Here is a 15,508-nt window from a genome sequence, read left to right on the forward strand (position 1 = left end):
CAATCCGCGGTGGGCCTCAATGGTATCCTTCCCTGTAGAAGGACACATCATGGTCTTACCCGTGCGTAATGCCTCCATGGCCTTGTTGGAAGCATTCTTTAACGGTGGCATGCCGTGGTGGTATTTGAAGGCATCTTTGAGGTCAACCTCTTTGCCCGTTGGCCACATGGAAAGCACCTCGTGTCGTTGCTTGTAGAAGTAGTCGTTACTCCATCTCTTATTGCTTACATTCATGGGGTCTGGTTTAAGCTGAGGGTTGTTTATCCATGGTTTCCTGACGGATGTTTAGGTCGGTCATTAGGTGTTCAATGGCATCTTTGGGCAGAATGAACGGTTTGTGAACGCGGTCGAACCCCATCTGCTTAAATCGTTTCTCCGTGGTTTTCCAAGGCTCTTCTTGAATCACCAGCTGACCTCCAAGGCAGAGGTGAATTTTTCCGATGTTGGCCTGCTCACAACGCTGGCGGAATCCGTCAACCAAAATTTCAGCATGTCCCCCAAGAGAGGATACCAGAATGGCATCGGCCTTATGCTCAATGGCAGCTCGAATAAAATCGTCCTGGGAGTTGTGAATACCAAGAGAGTATACGGTAAATCCGGTACTTCTTAGTGCATGCTCCATTATGCGAATGCCAGTTACATGAACGTCTTCACCAATAACACCGGTTATTAGCGAGTATTCATTTATTTTTCGACTCATGGCAACAAGATATTATGGTTAGTAAAGGCTTGCGAACTTAGTAGGATCGCCGCAGTAGAAATCGAGGTAGCGAAGCATGGGATTACCGTTTTCGCCCACCTTTATCTTATAGTAGGCAATGGCATCCATGTCGGTGATGAGCATTCCCTCTGGCTTGGCATACTTCTTAATTTGAAGTTTGGCCGTGCATGTCAACTGCTCCGGATCAATGCTGTATTCCAGTGGTATGAAGTCTTCCACAATGCGTAGATGGCCCTTTACGAGAAAGTCAAGCCAGATTTTTTTAGACTCCAGCCGAAGGGGGTAATCCTGCCCCTTTAGCTGCATGTAGGCTACCGATACAAATTCGTCGGCATAGTATGCGTCCATGCGGTGCATGGTCTCCTCGTTTTGGCCGTAGCGGTTGTAGGCGTCGAAATACGACTCCATAAACGTGCACAGCTCTTGATATGTTGGTTTCATGGCTATTATGGTTTTGGTTTTAGGCCCCCGAAGATATATTCAGTATCTCTCCAGTTATTGCCGAAGCGCCTTCTGTAACTAGAAATGCAACTGTGGCTGCAATATTTTCAGGGGTTGCTAGCTGGTTGGTAAGCGATCCTTTGGTTAACTCTTTACGCATCTGCTCCACTGAGATTCCTGCCTTGGCAGCCATTCCAGGAAGCCGTTCATTGAGAATTCTGTCGGTTAAAATGAGCCCCGGTGCAATGGCGTTAACGGTAATACCCATAGGTCCTACCTCTTTTGCCAATGTTTGGGTGAATGCATTTAACGCGGCTTTGGTCATGTTGTACACTGCAGAGTTGGCAGGGGTGAGGCGGTAGGCTATGGAGGAGATATTGATTACTCTGCCCCAATGCTGCTGCTCCATCGCTGGAATAAGCCGTTGGCAGAGCAGAAATATACTATCTACGTTAACCTTGAATGTTGAAGCAATTGATTCAACTGGGGTTTGTAGTATGGGGCCCATTGGGCCAGATATTCCTGCGTTGTTTACAAGTATGTCGAGCCTGTCGTAGTGCTTCATGAAAAGGTCGCAGAAGCTGTTGACCTCATCATTGCTTGCCAAGTCAACCTTGAAAAATTGGGCTTTTCCACCTGATTGTTCTATGCTCCGAACAACTTCATCTCCCAGCTCCTCGTTCCGTCCTGTGATTACTACCTTAATGCCTTGCTCTGCGAGTTTTATAGCAATGCTTTTACCGATACCTTTTGTGCTACCGGTAACTATGGCTACCTGTTCCATCATCTGTCTTGGTTTTTTCCATGCATTCGTACCACAGGCCAGGCATAGCCTTCATCTGGAAAAAGAATATTCGTCCATGTCGGCCTTCCTTGATTGGTTGAACCGTACAAAATGATGGTGTCTGGCTAATATCTATGTGAAAGGCTTCGAGGTTATCTACCTCAAAAGCAAGGTGATGAAGTCCATTTTCTACATTTGCGATAGGGCAGTTCTGGTCCATTGGCTGTAGCAACTCCACCAACGTGTTGCTCAAATTAATGAAGCCAATTTGCATCCCTACCTCTGGATAGTAGGCAGTTGGTTCAGCCTCAAAACCTCCCGTGCTGCATAGCAGCCGGGAAGTTTGTTGGATGTTGTCTACCTTTACCCCAATGTGGTGTAAATGCAGCGCCATGGATTAAGCAGTTTGGAAATGCTTCTTTTCTGACTTTGTGTAGCTGATGCCCTCGTTGTATCGTTTGATATTCTCTATCAACTTTACAGAAACCTTTTGCATAAGGGCGATATGATTTTCTCCAACGCCAGAGGAGGCCATAAGCACGTTATCGCCAGCTTTGATTAGATTACGCTCTAGGGCAACTAGCAGGTTTGTTGGCGACGATGCGCAGGCAATATTCCCGTAAAGCTCATAGGTTTCAACGAACTTAGTCTCCGGCAGACCAATGGCTTCGCGCCAAGCATTTGGTGCCCATTTTACAGGTTGGTGAAAGGCCGCAAAGTCTATATCTTTGCCAAATAGGTTCTGTTTCTCCAAAGCAGCAGTAACAACCTGGAGCATATCTTCCTGGGCAGTGGCTCCAATTTGGCGGGTCAACTCCGCATTGAGGAAGGTTACGCATTCCTGCTCATGGCTAGGACCCTGACTGGTTCCTTTGAAGAGGAGCGGCTGCCTGCTCTTAAATACGATGGCTTCATGCCTAGCACCGTTGCTGATGGAGGCGGAGCTAATGTATCCATGACCAGCTTCAACCTTTGATACTATCCCTGCCACGGCAGCATCGCCTGTGCATACAGAGTAGTAGGTTGACTTGTCGTTGATAATGGAATCGAGCGAGCTGGCCACAATTAGCACGTTCTTTTTAACACCAGAGTTAACCAGTGCCATGGCTGTTTCCGTCATGGTGATGAAGGAGGAGCAGCAGGTGTCCATGTTGTAGGCTCCGGCATTGGGCAGCATTAGCTTATGCTGAACGAGGGAGGCGTTGAGTGGAACATGTCGGTCGGGTACGAGTGATGATACAAGCACTAGGTCGATATCCTCCTTTGCTAAGCCCGAGCTGAAGATGGCCATAGCACCAGCTATAGTTTCGGCATCGGAGGCGAGCATTGGATGGGGAAATGTGGACTCGCGAACAGATTGGGGATCCATGGGAACACGGCAACGGTACTTGCCACCCTGAAATGGATCTTTGCGTTTTTTCTCGGGCAAGGTTTGAAGCCAAGCTTCATACCAGGGTTGGTTAACCCAGCCCTCCTCGTTGGATTCGGACTTCCCGGGGTGTTTTCCAGTAGCCTCCATCTGTTGGATGTAGTCTGCTGGGAGGAGGGTATTTTCCTTTAAGTAGGCGGTAAAACCCTTAAGGGACTTTTTAGGAAAGGTCTTTCCAGGGTAGTATCCACCCATGCTGATAATTCCAGAGTTTGATTTCATCTCGTTTTGGTTTTGGTCTCAAATTCAAGATTTTGGCATATCTTAGTATTACAAAAATATACAGAAAATCAGTATATGCAACATAAAATACAGAAATAATGTATCTATGCGAGATGAATTACGAAGTAGATTTGTTTTACTTTTCAATTTAGTAGAAAATATAGGCCTTGTAAAATCGAGGGCTGAAGCGGCTTGTAGACTTAACTATCGTCCTCAGGCTTTTAATGAGGTATTGAAAGGAAGGACAAACGTAGGGATAGATTTAATACAAAAATTCTGTATTGAATTCGGTGCAAATCCAGAATATATTATTCTTGGTAGTGGCGATTATTTCAAAGAAAAGAATCAAAATCTTAATGTAAAATTAAAATCTAGTGGAAAAGTTAGGGGCAGTCGATCAAAAAGTGGAGGGAAAGTGGTTGAAGCTTCCGATTGTGAACGCTGCAATGACAAGAATCTGGTGATCGCTGCCATGGAGAAGACTATACTTGCTCAGGAAAATCAAATTGCAACGCTCCGGGAAATGGTTGACCTGCTGAAAAAGCAGATGTGAAAGTTGCTTTAACCATAGAAAAAGCCATTGGGTGGAAGAGACTCCCACACCAATGGCTTGAACTGTTTTGGAGATTCTATTCGTTCAACTTAAAGTAGGCTATTGCTTCTTCCAGTTGGGAAACTTTACTTGCCAACTCTTCTGCATTGGCAGAAACTGTTTCGGCTACGGCAGCATTCTGTTGGGTAACCTGGTTCAGCTGCTGTATGGAGCTATTTATCTGCTCAGCCCCGGTATTTTGCTCATAGCTTGAGGCGGCAATTTCTTGCACAAGGCTTGATGTGTTCTTTATATCTGGCAGAATAGCGGCGAGCATTTCTCCCGCGTTTTTCGTATCCTCCAGACTTCTCTTAGCTAGCGCTGCCACTTGGTTTGCTACAGTACGGCTACGCTCAGCAAGTTTACGTACTTCCGCAGCTACCACCGCAAAGCCACGTCCAGTTTCGCCAGCACGAGCCGCTTCTACGGCGGCATTTAGTGCCAAAATGTTAGTTTGGAAGGCAATTTCTGTAATGACAGCAATGCTTTCTGAGATTTCTTTAACAGAAGCCATGCTCTGCGATGCTGCAATCGAAACCTTATTCATACCCTCTTCCACCTTTTTGGCCATCTTTTCGGTATTGTGGGCGTTGTCGGTATTCTGCTGAATATTGGAGGTCATCTCCTCCATGGAGCTGGAAATTTCTTCGGTGCTCGATGCCTGCTCCGATGCACCCTGCGAAAGTTGCTGGGCAATGGAGGTTAGCTCTTGGCTGGCACTATTTATGGTCATCGTATTCTCTGAAATAACGCCAATCACCTCGCCTAACCGTTCTGCCATCTCGTTGAACGTGTTGGCCAGCTGTCCTATTTCGTCCTTCGACTTAATGGAAATGCGCTTTGAGAGGTCACCTTTGGCAATAAAGGTACTTGCACTGGTAAGCTCGATTAGTGGCTTAAAGGTACGCTTAACCACAATAATTACTATGATGATAAGCACAAGCACAACCAGCAATCCAATGGTTACCTGAATTTTAAGCTGATGCAGGGCATCCTGCATTATGGCAAGCACTGGACCGGTGATAAAGATTTGCCAGGGTTCGCTGGGGTTTCCAATCTTGAGTGGGGAGACAATGTAGCCATAGCGTCCATCGTCCCACATAATTTGCTTACCGCTTTTGAGGTAGTTCATGTGCAGCTCAAAGTCAGGAACCATCTCCTTTACGCTTTTGCCCACCATGGTCGATCGCTTTGAGTTGGCCACAACAACGCCGTTGTTGGCCACAACAGAAATTTCGCCAATGCCTCTAAAAACGTCTGCCCCCTCCATTATTTGCTGAATCTCCTGCAGGTTTAAATCGGCACTAACCACGCCCACGTTTTTGCCATTTCGAACAATGGGGGCGGCAATGCTCGTGCAAAGAATTCCATTTCTCATATGAGGATCGGAAACCATTATAATATTTGATTCCATTACCTTGCGTAAGAAATTCTGGTTGTCCTGAACGTCAACACCCTCGTATAGGCCTAACCCTTTCTGCGAATAAGATGGCATAAACTGGCCGCTGGAATTGCTACCGGCTCTACTTCTCCATTTAATATCCCTGCCGTCGAAACTGTTGGGTTCCCAGAAAGTGCTAAGGCTGTAGAGGTTGCTATTCTGGCTAAATGAATTTTGTAGGACTTGCATAACAAATTCCCGGTTTTCATTTCGCACCTGAAAAACTTCGGCAAGCATTTTAACCTGTTGCTCAGTTTTGTCAAATTCCAAAGCTATTTGGCTACTTTGGAGCTTGTTTACCTCCATTACATATTGTTTCACGTCATTACCCATGATGTTTAGGTTGGTGAAGGCCGTGAATCCAATAAGAACTAAAATTAGAACACTCGTGAGGCTGCCAATGGTCCAGGCAAACCTCCTGACAATTGATTTTTTCTTCATCTTGATTTGGTTTTGGTTAATTCTAAAAATATGATCGTTGTAATGCTACTTCTTGGCTTGGCTTGTTAGCGTGACAATTATTACTCCTTTCCTTTAGAAGGATTGTGTTTAACAATTTACCTAACTTTTTCCTGTTCCACCTTCAAATTAAATTGATCTAAGTTTTCTTACACTTAGCTTATTGTGCCCCTGAACGGTTTCTTTTCAGAGTCGCCTAAAAGTAGCAACTTTTCTGTATTGTCAAACTTAATTTAAGGTGATATTCATTACCAATTATCATCTTTTTTATGTGTTAAAAACAACCTAAATATGGCAATGGGTTGTTCAATTTGAGCCTATACAGTTACCGATATTCAAAAATAGTTTTTGGATGCATTTCCAACGAAAACCCTATATTGTTGCTTCGAATGTGAAAATCTTTTATAGCTTTAAGTTTGTAAGGAGGGTATTATCTTACCCATTGTGTAGTGTTCTGAAATATTGGATTAAAACCATACTAATGCATAAATTAACCGTAGCCGCTATGGCAATCTGGTTGCTTAGCGGCGTCACTTTTCGTGCTTCGGCACAGGATAAGCTTGAGGGAATTCTTCAAAATGAGCTGGGGAAGGTTTACGATGGACTTAAGCAGCAAACCCAGCCGCCTTACTTTATCGACTTTAGGGTAAACCAAATGAAGATGTGGATGCTGCAGTTCTCCTCGGGCAGCCTTACCGGCGATCAGAACGTGGCAACTCGGGTTCTTACCGTTGGAATGCGCGTAGGTAGCTACCAGCGCGACAATAGCCACTCCACCGGCGATGATGGCGAAAATTCATTTAGGCAGGGCTACTCTTTTCCGCAGCTCCTGCCCATTGAGGACGACTCGCTGGCCATCAGTCAGAGCGTTTGGCTTACGTCGGACCTTGCTTTTAAGCAGGCACGGCAATCGTTTAAGGGAATGGAAACCAAACCTACCGACGATAAGGAGGGGAGCAAGATAGCCGACTTTTCGCAGGCAAAACCGGTGCAATACTTTGAGCCTGATACCATGCCAGCACCATCTGCTGCTGAGCTCGACCGGTGGAAGGACGAATTGCGGACTCTTTCGGCATTTGTTGCCAAGGATACCAACGTGGTAAACAGCGAGGCGATTTTACTTATTATGAACGAACGAATCTATTACCTCAATACCGAGGGAGCGCGGGTTGTTCAAAATAGACCACGGCTCCAGCTGCAGCTCATGGCCACCGTGAGAACGGTTGGCGGAAACCTAGCCCCACTCTTTAAATCATACTACGCCACCAGCCTAAATGAATTTCCATCGAATGAGGTGCTTATGAAGGATGCTGCCGACTTGGCTAACCTGCTAAGCCAGCTGCGCACCGCACCACAGGCGGAACCCTATGCGGGGCCGGTAATGCTATCGCCGGAGGCGGCAGGAGTATTCTTCCACGAAATATTTGGACATAGGGTGGAGGGGCAGCGGCTCAACAATGAGAACGACGGTCAAACCTTCAAGGATAAGATCGGCAAAAAAGTTCTCTTTCCCGGATTAAGCGTGGTGTTCGACCCCACTGCAAGCACCCTCGATGGTGTAAAGCTATTTGGCAACTACAAGTACGACGACCAAGGCGTATTGGGCCAGCCGGTTACCGTTGTTGATAAGGGTGTGCTTAAGAATTTCTTGATGTCGCGCACTCCAACCGAGGGAATTGCACAATCGAATGGACATGGCAGGGCACAAATGGGTAGAGCGCCCTTTAGCCGACAATCGAACCTCTTCGTTAAGTTCTCCAGCGGCGATAGCGATGCCGAATTGCGCAAGCTGCTCATCAAGGAGTGCCGCAAGCAGGGGAAGGCATATGGATACTACTTTAAGGAGGTGTATGGCGGCTTTACCACCACCATGCGCTTTTCACCCAACGTGTTTAACATTCTTCCCACCGTGGTCTATCGCATCTACGCAGATGGTCGTCCTGACGAGCTGGTGAGAGGTGTAACCCTCATTGGAACACCCCTGGCCGTATTCTCCGAAATTGTGGCCAATGGCGATAGAAGTGGTGTATTCAACGGCTTTTGCACTGCCGAATCGGGCTCCATACCAGTGGCCACCATCAGTCCGGCACTGGTTATAAAGAAGATTGAAACACAGAAAATGCCCGAGGAGTCGGTGGTATTGCCCCAACTCTCGTCACCAATAGTTAAACCGTAAGCACCTACATAACAATGGTTACCATGCGAACAATTGCCATATCTATAATACTTTTCATTTTCTCGATTGCCTCTGTTGACACGCTATCGGCACAGAGTGCTAGCGCTGCCTCCGATTCGGTGGTGATGAAGGCGCTGCGCGATGAGATTTATCGGAACCTGAACCAGCTGAAGAGCCCCGAGGCCGGAAAGCCCTGCTACATCAGCTACATGCTTTTACGCGGAACGCGCGCTGAGGCCAACGGTTATCTTGGTGCCTTAGTCAACAGCACTAGCAGCCAACTTAACGATTACTACCTACGGTTGCTCATGGGAAGCTTTCAAACTACCGATGAGAACTTTAACGACCCATACGCTCAGCGCAGCTCTAGGGCTACCACAAGCGTAAGCACGCCGCTCGACGACAACTACTGGGGCATCAGACGGGCGTTCTGGTGGAACACCGACAATGTGTTTCGTTCAGCATCCCAAACCTACAGCAACAAGCTGAAGGTGCTCAAGGATAAGACTCTTCCCGCGGAGTATAAGAATTTGCCCGATTACACTTCGGCAGTGCCATTGAAGGCCGATTTTACCCATGGCGAGGTTTTCGAACCCAACCTGCCTCAGCTGGAATTGTTGGCCAGAGAGGTTTCGTCGGTATTTAGGACGCAGCCACAGGTTATCAATTCCGATGTGTCAATTTCGGCGGTAAATGCCATTGCCTATGTGGTAACTACCGAGGGAACTGAGATTAAAATTCCACTGAACTTAGCCGTTGCAACCATTAGGGCTAGCGTATACTCCAACGATGGCCAACCAATGAGCGATAAGCTAATATATGTGGCTCGATTCACCAATCAGCTGCCCGTGGCCGATACCATGAAGCAGCATGCTCAGGAGCTGGTCGACTATTTGGTGAAGCTGAAGGATGCTAAAGTTGAAACCGAAGCCTATACCGGTCCGGTAATGCTCTACCAGCAAGTGGTTGCTTCGGCCTTTGGTGCCACGCTCTTTGCTGGCACAACGCCGCTGGTGGCCTACAGGGAGCCCATTGTAAATAGCTTTTCAAAAATGCTTACGGTAAATGGCAGCGGATCTATTGAGTTGAAGCTCGGTAAACGCGTCGTTTCCAAAGATATTTCGGTGGTGCTGAAGCCACACATTCGGTATTTCAAAAAGGTTGAGCTGCTTGGCAGCTACGATGTGGATGGCGAGGGAGTTGTTCCTCCCGACGAGCTGGTTCTCGTGGAGAATGGTGTGCTAAAGAACCTTATAAGCAACCGTGTTCCAACACCTAAGGTGAGGACATCGAATGGCCACCACCGCATTTACCTCAGCGGGTACGGAACATCATCCTTTACCGATGGGCCGGGAGTAGCCTTTATTACCACCGATGCACCCAAAAGCCATGAGGAGCTGATGCAGATGTTGAAGGATGAGATGGAGGCGAAGGGGCTCGACCATGCCTACGTTATTCGGCCCTTGATTAGCAGCTGCACCTCCAGCCCATTTTGCTACTACCGGTTCGATTTGGCTACCGGCAAGGAGACGCTGGTTCGCTCCATAGAGGCTAGCGACATCACCCTCAACAGCATGAACAAGATTCTTGGGTGTGGTGATGGCCAATTTCTGTCGAACTATCTCCTTAAATCGTATGGAATGGGAACAGATAATTCAGACGGGTTGCCGGTTTCCATTGTTGCTCCAAATACAATTCTGCTGCAGGAGCTGACGCTCGATCCTCAGGCCTCCTCATTCAACACCGATGCTCCGCTGCTGGATAATCCGGTTGGAGGAGACGATGGCGAGTAGCACTCAGCGATAGCATAAAAAAGCCCCGAGAGAATCGATGAACGACTCTTCCGGGGCTTTTTCTTTGTTAAAAAGGGCCCTATTACATTGTTTCTGCTCGGTAACCTGCCTTAGTAAGTATGGCTTGAATATCTTCCGGTGAGAGGTTTTCGGTCTCTACAGTAAGAATCTTTAGCGGGTTGGTGGTGTCCACCTTCCAGGAGGCAACGCCTTCGGCTTCATTCAAAAATGGGGTTACCTTGGCTATGCATCCGCCGCAGTTGACGTTGGTTTTAAACTCTAGCGTTTTCATTGTATTTGTGTTTTAAGTGAATATTCAATAGTTGGTTATACATGCTATCCCTTTCTAAGCCTTAGGCTGTTGCTTACCACCGATACCGAGCTCATGGCCATGGCCGCACCGGCAATCATGGGGTTAAGCAGGAATCCGGTAAAGGGGAATAGAATACCGGCGGCAATTGGAATCCCAATTACGTTGTAAATAAAAGCCCAGAAGAGGTTTTGACGGATAATTTTCACCGTCTTTTTCGAGAGGGCAATGGCCTGCACAATGAGCATCAGGTCGCTGGAGATAATGGTCATTTTGGCCACATCAATGGCAATATCGGAACCCTTGCCCATGGCTATACCAATGTTGGCGGTTGCCAGCGCCTGCGAGTCGTTTATGCCGTCGCCAACCATGGCTACAACCTTGCCTAGCAGCTGCAGCTCCTTCACAAACTGAGCCTTATCGGCAGGGAGAGCCTCGGCCTTGAAGTGCCCGATGCCAACCTGCTGCGCAATGGCGGCGGCCGTTTGATGGTTATCGCCGGTGAACATGTAAACCTCAATGCCCAGCTGCTTGAGCTCGGCAATGGCCTTGGCGGAGGTGGGCTTCACCCTATCGGCAATGGAGGCTACGGCAACCATGCGGTTGTCCTCGGCCATGAACACAATGGTTTGGGCCTGCTCCTCCAGCTTTTCAACTTCTGCCTTCAGGGCTGCATCCTCTTCAACCTGGTTATTCTTCATCATTCTACCGTTACCAATAAGGTAGCGATGGTTGTTGTATAGCGCTACAATGCCCTCGCCGGCTCGGTTTTCAATGGTTTGCAGCTCCACCGGCTCGGTAAGCTCTTTCCGCAGATGGTCCACGATGGCTTCGGCAAGGGGGTGCTCGGACTGGCTCTCCATGGCCAGCATAACCTGCCGTAGGTGCGCCTCATTACTGTTTTGGCCGAATAGCATGCCGGCAACGAGGGGCTTGCCTTCGGTTATGGTTCCTGTTTTATCTAGAATAATGGCGTTTACCTTATGGGCAACCTCCAGACTTTCGGCATCCTTTATCAGAATTCCGTGCTGGGCGCCACGACCCACCGCAACCATAATGGCGGTGGGAGTGGCCAGCCCAAGGGCGCAGGGGCAGGCAATAACCAGCACCGTAGCCATGGCAAGCAGGGCATGGGTTAGCGAGTTGGCGCCGCCAAAGGCCATCCAGAGGCCAAAGCTGAGCAGCGAAATGGAGATAACCACCGGAACAAATATGCCGGCCACCTTGTCCACCAGCTTTTGAACGGGGGCCTTGCTTCCCTGAGCCTCCTCCACGGTCTTTATGATTTGGGCAAGAATGGTGTTTGCACCAACCTTTTCGGCCCTAAACCGGAAGCTTCCCTTCTGGTTGATGGTTCCGGCAAATACCTTTAAACCTTCCGATTTTTCGACGGGAATGGGCTCACCGCTAATCATGCTCTCGTCCACAAACGAGCTGCCCGAAATTACCTCACCATCCACAGGAATGCGGTCGCCGGGGCGCACCAGTAGGGTGTAACCCACCTCCACGCGGCTGATGGACATCTCCTCCTCCTTGCCATCGGGGCCTATTACCAGCACCGTTTTGGGTTGAAGGCCAATGAGCTTCTTAATGGCCGAGGAGGTGTTGGCCTTGGCGCGCTCCTCCAGCAGCCTGCCCAGCAGGATAAAGAAGATGATTACCGCCGAGGCCTCGAAGTAAACGTGGGCCTCTAAGCCCCTTTGCTCCCAAAACTGGGGGAATAGGGTGTTGAACGCGCTGAACAGGAAGGATATTCCGGTGCTAAGCGCCACCAACGTATCCATGTTGGCCTTGCCATGGCGGGCCTGCTTGTAGGCGTTCACAAAGAAGGTGCGGCCAAAGTAGAACACCACCGGAAGGGCAAGGAGCATCATAATCCAGGTGCGGTAGGGCAGATGGGTGAAAACCATGGACAGAAGCGCCACGGGCAGCGCAAGCACACCGGCCCAAATGGTGTTTCGCCTCAGCTGGCCATACTTTTTCCGATGCAGCTCCTGCTGTATATCCTCGGTGGCCTCGTCCTCATCCACCAGCAGGTCGTAGCCAATGGCCTGAATGGCGGCCTTGAAATCGGTGGTGGAGGCGGCGCCGGGCACGTAGGTTACCAGCGCGCTGCTTGCGGCAAAGTTAACGGCCGCATGGGTTACGCCGCGCTGGGCGCCCAGCATGCTCTCCACGCTGAGGGCGCACGAGGCGCAGCTGAGCCCGGTTACCGGAAATGTTTTAATGGTGGTGGGAACCTCGTAGCCCACGCCCTTAATGGCCTCCACGGCCTTGGCTAGGTCGAACTTGCCGCTGTTAACGGTAAGCACCGCACGGTTGTTGTTGAGCTCCACGCGGTGGGCGGTAACGCCTGCCTGCGCTGCCAGCGTTTGGTCAACCGTTAGTGCGCAGTGCTCGCTCTGCATCCCGGCAATGGGTAGTATCAGCTCCTTGCTATTGGTGTCTGTCATGGTTACAAGCTTAATTTTAGCAAAGGTAGCCATGGGCAACGCGAGCCGCGTTACATAATTGTGGATGATGTTTATGAATTTATGGTGTTTGGGGGAAGATTTGCTGACAGCACGCCTTAACAGAATGTTAATGCCAGCGGTTCATTTTGTATCAAGCTTAGCGTGGGGTTAACAAGCAAGGTAGTAAGGCGTTTTATCTTATTGGTAAAAAAATAAGCAGTTAACAACTATTTTTCAATTTTGATATTTATTTGTTACAAAATAGCCTTACCTTTGGATAACAGGCAAATGAGACTGTAAAAAGTAGATTATTGTTAACCTTTTCCTCTTAGATTAATAGTTATGAATAAGACGAAAATTACTGAAGAAGATGCTCAAATACTGGATGGTATTATTGATTTTGTTTTAAATAATCCTGTTACACTTGTTGGTAACCTTCCTATGCTTGGCGATGATTATTTAGACAAGTTTGAGAATGTAAAAGAAGACGCTTATAAGTATTATCTCGAAATTCTAAAGGAGTTTGATGTTGCTGAGGTTATTAGTAGTAATGATAGGGCTACTCAGATTAAGGTTTTAAGTCTTAAAACTCAAAAGTTTAAAGACGAAGGCGGATTTATAAGAGTGTATGTAAACCAACAACGAAAGGAAGAAAGAGAAGCAAGAACAGAAGAAAAGGAGATTCTTGAGGCTACATTAGTAAAATGGCAAAAGTATACTTATTGGCCTTTATTTATATTATCAATAGCAGGTTTTGTAATGGCATTTTTTGCACTTCTAAAAGATTAGATGTTAATAATAATCGGACTACAATAATTTTTGCAGTTAAGTAATAAATAGTTTTTGTTTCAACTAGATAAATTGAAAAATGCATAATCAAGAGTTTAAAAATTTAGAATTCTACAGAGAACAATACCTTTTCGAAATTGAAAGGGGGCGATTCTATGATAAAATTATTCAATACCCAACGACTTTACTAATTGTCTTTATTGGTAGTGTTTTTTATATGTTTAATTATTACTATCCAAAAGGACATATCCAAGTTTGTTCAATTAAAGACTTTTTATTTATTGGACTGCTTTGCTTATTTACGTTTGCCATAATAACCACAATTTACTTTCTTGGATCAGTATTTCACGGATTCACGAGACTATATGGTTATTTGCCTTATACTGGTATATTATCAGATCATGAGATAAAACTATATCGGTATTACTATAAATACAGTGAGAAAGAAAAATGCACTGATAAACGATTAGATGCGATAGATAATGGTTGCAGAGGCTTTTCTCTAAATCTTAAGAAGTATTATATTGACCTGACTGATATAAATCAAAGAATTAACGACGATAGAGCGTATTCTTATGATAAAACAAGGACTTTTCTACTTGTTGACCTTATGTTACTAATAATCATTGGAATAATTGGATTTTTAAAATGAAAACTATGACGAAAAAACCACCACCACCAGCACCACCACCGCCAAGAAGAGTGAAGAACACACCACCACCATCTCCACCTAAACCAAAACCAAAGGGATCATGAAAAAGGGGCAACTAAGCCCCTTTTTTATAGTGCAAATAGTGGTTGTGGTGCAAACTCTATATACCTTGCTATTAGCTTATTAACATTAAGTGTTAAATCGTTTATATAAAAAGGAGGTCTAGCACCGCCCATCAAATCATTGTAGTTTTGTGTTTGCAGATATTCAAACAAGCCAACTACATGAGTTAGAGAATTTGCAATTTTTTTATGATCGCTCGATTGTGGTAGATCGTTTCTATGTATTTCATGTATATGGCTATAATCTTGTGCGGTATGTATTAGGTAATCATTCATTACTTTTAAAGCGTTTACTGTATCAGTCATGCTAAACAAGTAATCAATTTTAGTTTCTGTACATGTTCTGAGACAATCTAACATGTCTTTTAGTGCATAATTGGGGTCAGATACAACACCAATAACGAAAGCACAATTTTTTTCAGTTATTTTTTCAGCAAACTGATTGCTATGGGGGGCATTAGCTTTAATGATTTCTCTCAGTTTATGGCTATTTACTATGTAGTCTACAATACCTTCATCAGCCATCTTTTTTAAAAACTTTACTTCATCAGGAGTAAAATAATAATCATCTTCGTTCATATCTAATAGTATTAGTTTAACTATTTGCAAAAATATAAATAAAAATAAATCAATATTTTTTTTGTAACTATTTTTTGACTAAAAAAAGTTGCAGAATTGTAAATTCTGTAAAAATAGCGTTACCTTTGAATACCAAACAGATATAACTGTTAATAGTTCATTTGATGACTTTTAATCTTTTAATTCTAATAATTTATGAGTTACTTAATTATTCACCTTGACGGTATTGAAGGCATGTCTTATTTACATAATGAAATTCATGGTGATATCAACCATGCTATTGAATTATATCGTGCTGATGATTATATTATAACGGGTATGCTTCCAATAACTTTTTTTGATAATGTAGTTAAAGGATATAGACTCATATTTGAGAAGAGGTGAAATAAGGGGGCTAAATTAGCCCGCTGGCGCGGAGTGTGTCCTGAAGTAAGAAGGACAAAATTTAGCAATAAACGAAGTTCTTTTACGTGCTGTATAAAAGATGAAGGGGTTCGCCCGCCGGCGGATGAACCTTCGCAATCGCTGTGCAGGCAGAGGTTGCA

At 46.0% G+C, this 15,508-nt stretch carries 16 protein-coding genes; 4 read left to right on the forward strand and 12 right to left on the reverse strand.

Annotation, left to right across the window (positions count from 1 at the left end; translation table 11 throughout):
• The 6 genes from VMW01_13885 to VMW01_13910 form a co-directional block, all read right to left on the reverse strand.
• The coding region (locus VMW01_13885; GenBank protein HUW07336.1) for a hypothetical protein at nucleotides 1-234 on the reverse strand (234 nt) is incomplete at its 3' end.
• A 10-nt stretch (nucleotides 235-244) separates the two neighbouring features.
• The gene (glmS, locus tag VMW01_13890; GenBank protein HUW07337.1) at nucleotides 245-700 is read right to left on the reverse strand and encodes a methylaspartate mutase subunit S; all 456 of its coding nucleotides are present in this window, start codon (nucleotides 698-700) and stop codon (nucleotides 245-247) included.
• 18 nt (nucleotides 701-718) lie between these two features.
• A complete protein-coding gene (locus tag VMW01_13895; GenBank protein HUW07338.1) occupies nucleotides 719-1,162 on the reverse strand; it encodes a hypothetical protein in 444 nt (147 codons plus the stop codon).
• A gap of 19 nt (nucleotides 1,163-1,181) precedes the next feature.
• Nucleotides 1,182-1,949 carry an SDR family oxidoreductase gene (locus VMW01_13900; protein HUW07339.1) on the reverse strand — a complete coding sequence of 256 codons (768 nt, stop codon included), beginning with the start codon at nucleotides 1,947-1,949 and terminating at the stop codon, nucleotides 1,182-1,184.
• Nucleotides 1,918-2,340 carry a VOC family protein gene (locus tag VMW01_13905; protein HUW07340.1) on the reverse strand — a complete coding sequence of 141 codons (423 nt, stop codon included), beginning with the start codon at nucleotides 2,338-2,340 and terminating at the stop codon, nucleotides 1,918-1,920. The genes VMW01_13900 and VMW01_13905 overlap by 32 nt, the downstream gene beginning before the upstream one ends.
• A 3-nt stretch (nucleotides 2,341-2,343) precedes the next feature.
• The gene (locus tag VMW01_13910) at nucleotides 2,344-3,597 is read right to left on the reverse strand and encodes a 3-oxoacyl-[acyl-carrier-protein] synthase III C-terminal domain-containing protein (protein HUW07341.1); all 1,254 of its coding nucleotides are present in this window, start codon (nucleotides 3,595-3,597) and stop codon (nucleotides 2,344-2,346) included.
• Nucleotides 3,598-3,703: 106 nt separating this feature from the next.
• Here VMW01_13910 and VMW01_13915 point away from each other — a divergent pair, with 106 nt between their 5' ends.
• Nucleotides 3,704-4,150: a hypothetical protein gene (locus tag VMW01_13915; protein HUW07342.1), complete on the forward strand. Its 447-nt coding sequence runs from the start codon at nucleotides 3,704-3,706 to the stop codon at nucleotides 4,148-4,150.
• Nucleotides 4,151-4,226: 76 nt separating this feature from the next.
• Here the strand turns inward: VMW01_13915 and VMW01_13920 are convergent, their stop codons facing one another.
• Nucleotides 4,227-6,071 carry a methyl-accepting chemotaxis protein gene (locus VMW01_13920; GenBank protein ID HUW07343.1) on the reverse strand — a complete coding sequence of 615 codons (1,845 nt, stop codon included), beginning with the start codon at nucleotides 6,069-6,071 and terminating at the stop codon, nucleotides 4,227-4,229.
• Nucleotides 6,072-6,594: 523 nt separating this feature from the next.
• On the opposite strand from VMW01_13920, the gene VMW01_13925 reads away from it, so the two are divergent.
• Nucleotides 6,595-8,265 carry a TldD/PmbA family protein gene (locus VMW01_13925; GenBank protein ID HUW07344.1) on the forward strand — a complete coding sequence of 557 codons (1,671 nt, stop codon included), beginning with the start codon at nucleotides 6,595-6,597 and terminating at the stop codon, nucleotides 8,263-8,265.
• Between the two features lie 23 nt (nucleotides 8,266-8,288).
• The gene (locus VMW01_13930; protein HUW07345.1) at nucleotides 8,289-10,058 is read left to right on the forward strand and encodes a metallopeptidase TldD-related protein; all 1,770 of its coding nucleotides are present in this window, start codon (nucleotides 8,289-8,291) and stop codon (nucleotides 10,056-10,058) included.
• Between the two features lie 82 nt (nucleotides 10,059-10,140).
• Here the strand turns inward: VMW01_13930 and VMW01_13935 are convergent, their stop codons facing one another.
• Nucleotides 10,141-10,350 (reverse strand): heavy-metal-associated domain-containing protein, encoded by a 210-nt coding sequence (locus tag VMW01_13935; protein HUW07346.1) that lies wholly within the window; start codon nucleotides 10,348-10,350, stop codon nucleotides 10,141-10,143.
• A 44-nt stretch (nucleotides 10,351-10,394) separates the two neighbouring features.
• The gene (locus VMW01_13940) at nucleotides 10,395-12,821 is read right to left on the reverse strand and encodes a heavy metal translocating P-type ATPase (protein ID HUW07347.1); all 2,427 of its coding nucleotides are present in this window, start codon (nucleotides 12,819-12,821) and stop codon (nucleotides 10,395-10,397) included.
• 342 nt (nucleotides 12,822-13,163) lie between these two features.
• Between VMW01_13940 and VMW01_13945 the strand changes: the two genes are divergently transcribed.
• Nucleotides 13,164-13,610 carry a hypothetical protein gene (locus VMW01_13945; GenBank protein HUW07348.1) on the forward strand — a complete coding sequence of 149 codons (447 nt, stop codon included), beginning with the start codon at nucleotides 13,164-13,166 and terminating at the stop codon, nucleotides 13,608-13,610.
• Nucleotides 13,611-14,233: 623 nt separating this feature from the next.
• Here VMW01_13945 and VMW01_13950 read toward each other — a convergent pair.
• The 3 genes from VMW01_13950 to VMW01_13960 all read right to left on the reverse strand — a co-directional run.
• Nucleotides 14,234-14,377: a sporulation protein YjcZ gene (locus VMW01_13950; protein ID HUW07349.1), complete on the reverse strand. Its 144-nt coding sequence runs from the start codon at nucleotides 14,375-14,377 to the stop codon at nucleotides 14,234-14,236.
• A 13-nt stretch (nucleotides 14,378-14,390) separates the two neighbouring features.
• Nucleotides 14,391-14,963, reverse strand: a complete 573-nt coding sequence (locus VMW01_13955; protein HUW07350.1) for a hypothetical protein — start codon at nucleotides 14,961-14,963, stop codon at nucleotides 14,391-14,393.
• Nucleotides 14,964-15,265: 302 nt separating this feature from the next.
• Nucleotides 15,266-15,508: hypothetical protein (locus VMW01_13960; GenBank protein HUW07351.1), on the reverse strand; the 243-nt coding region annotated here is incomplete at its 5' end.

This window comes from Williamwhitmania sp., from assembly GCA_035529935.1.
Classification (GTDB): Bacteria; Bacteroidota; Bacteroidia; order Bacteroidales; family Williamwhitmaniaceae; genus Williamwhitmania.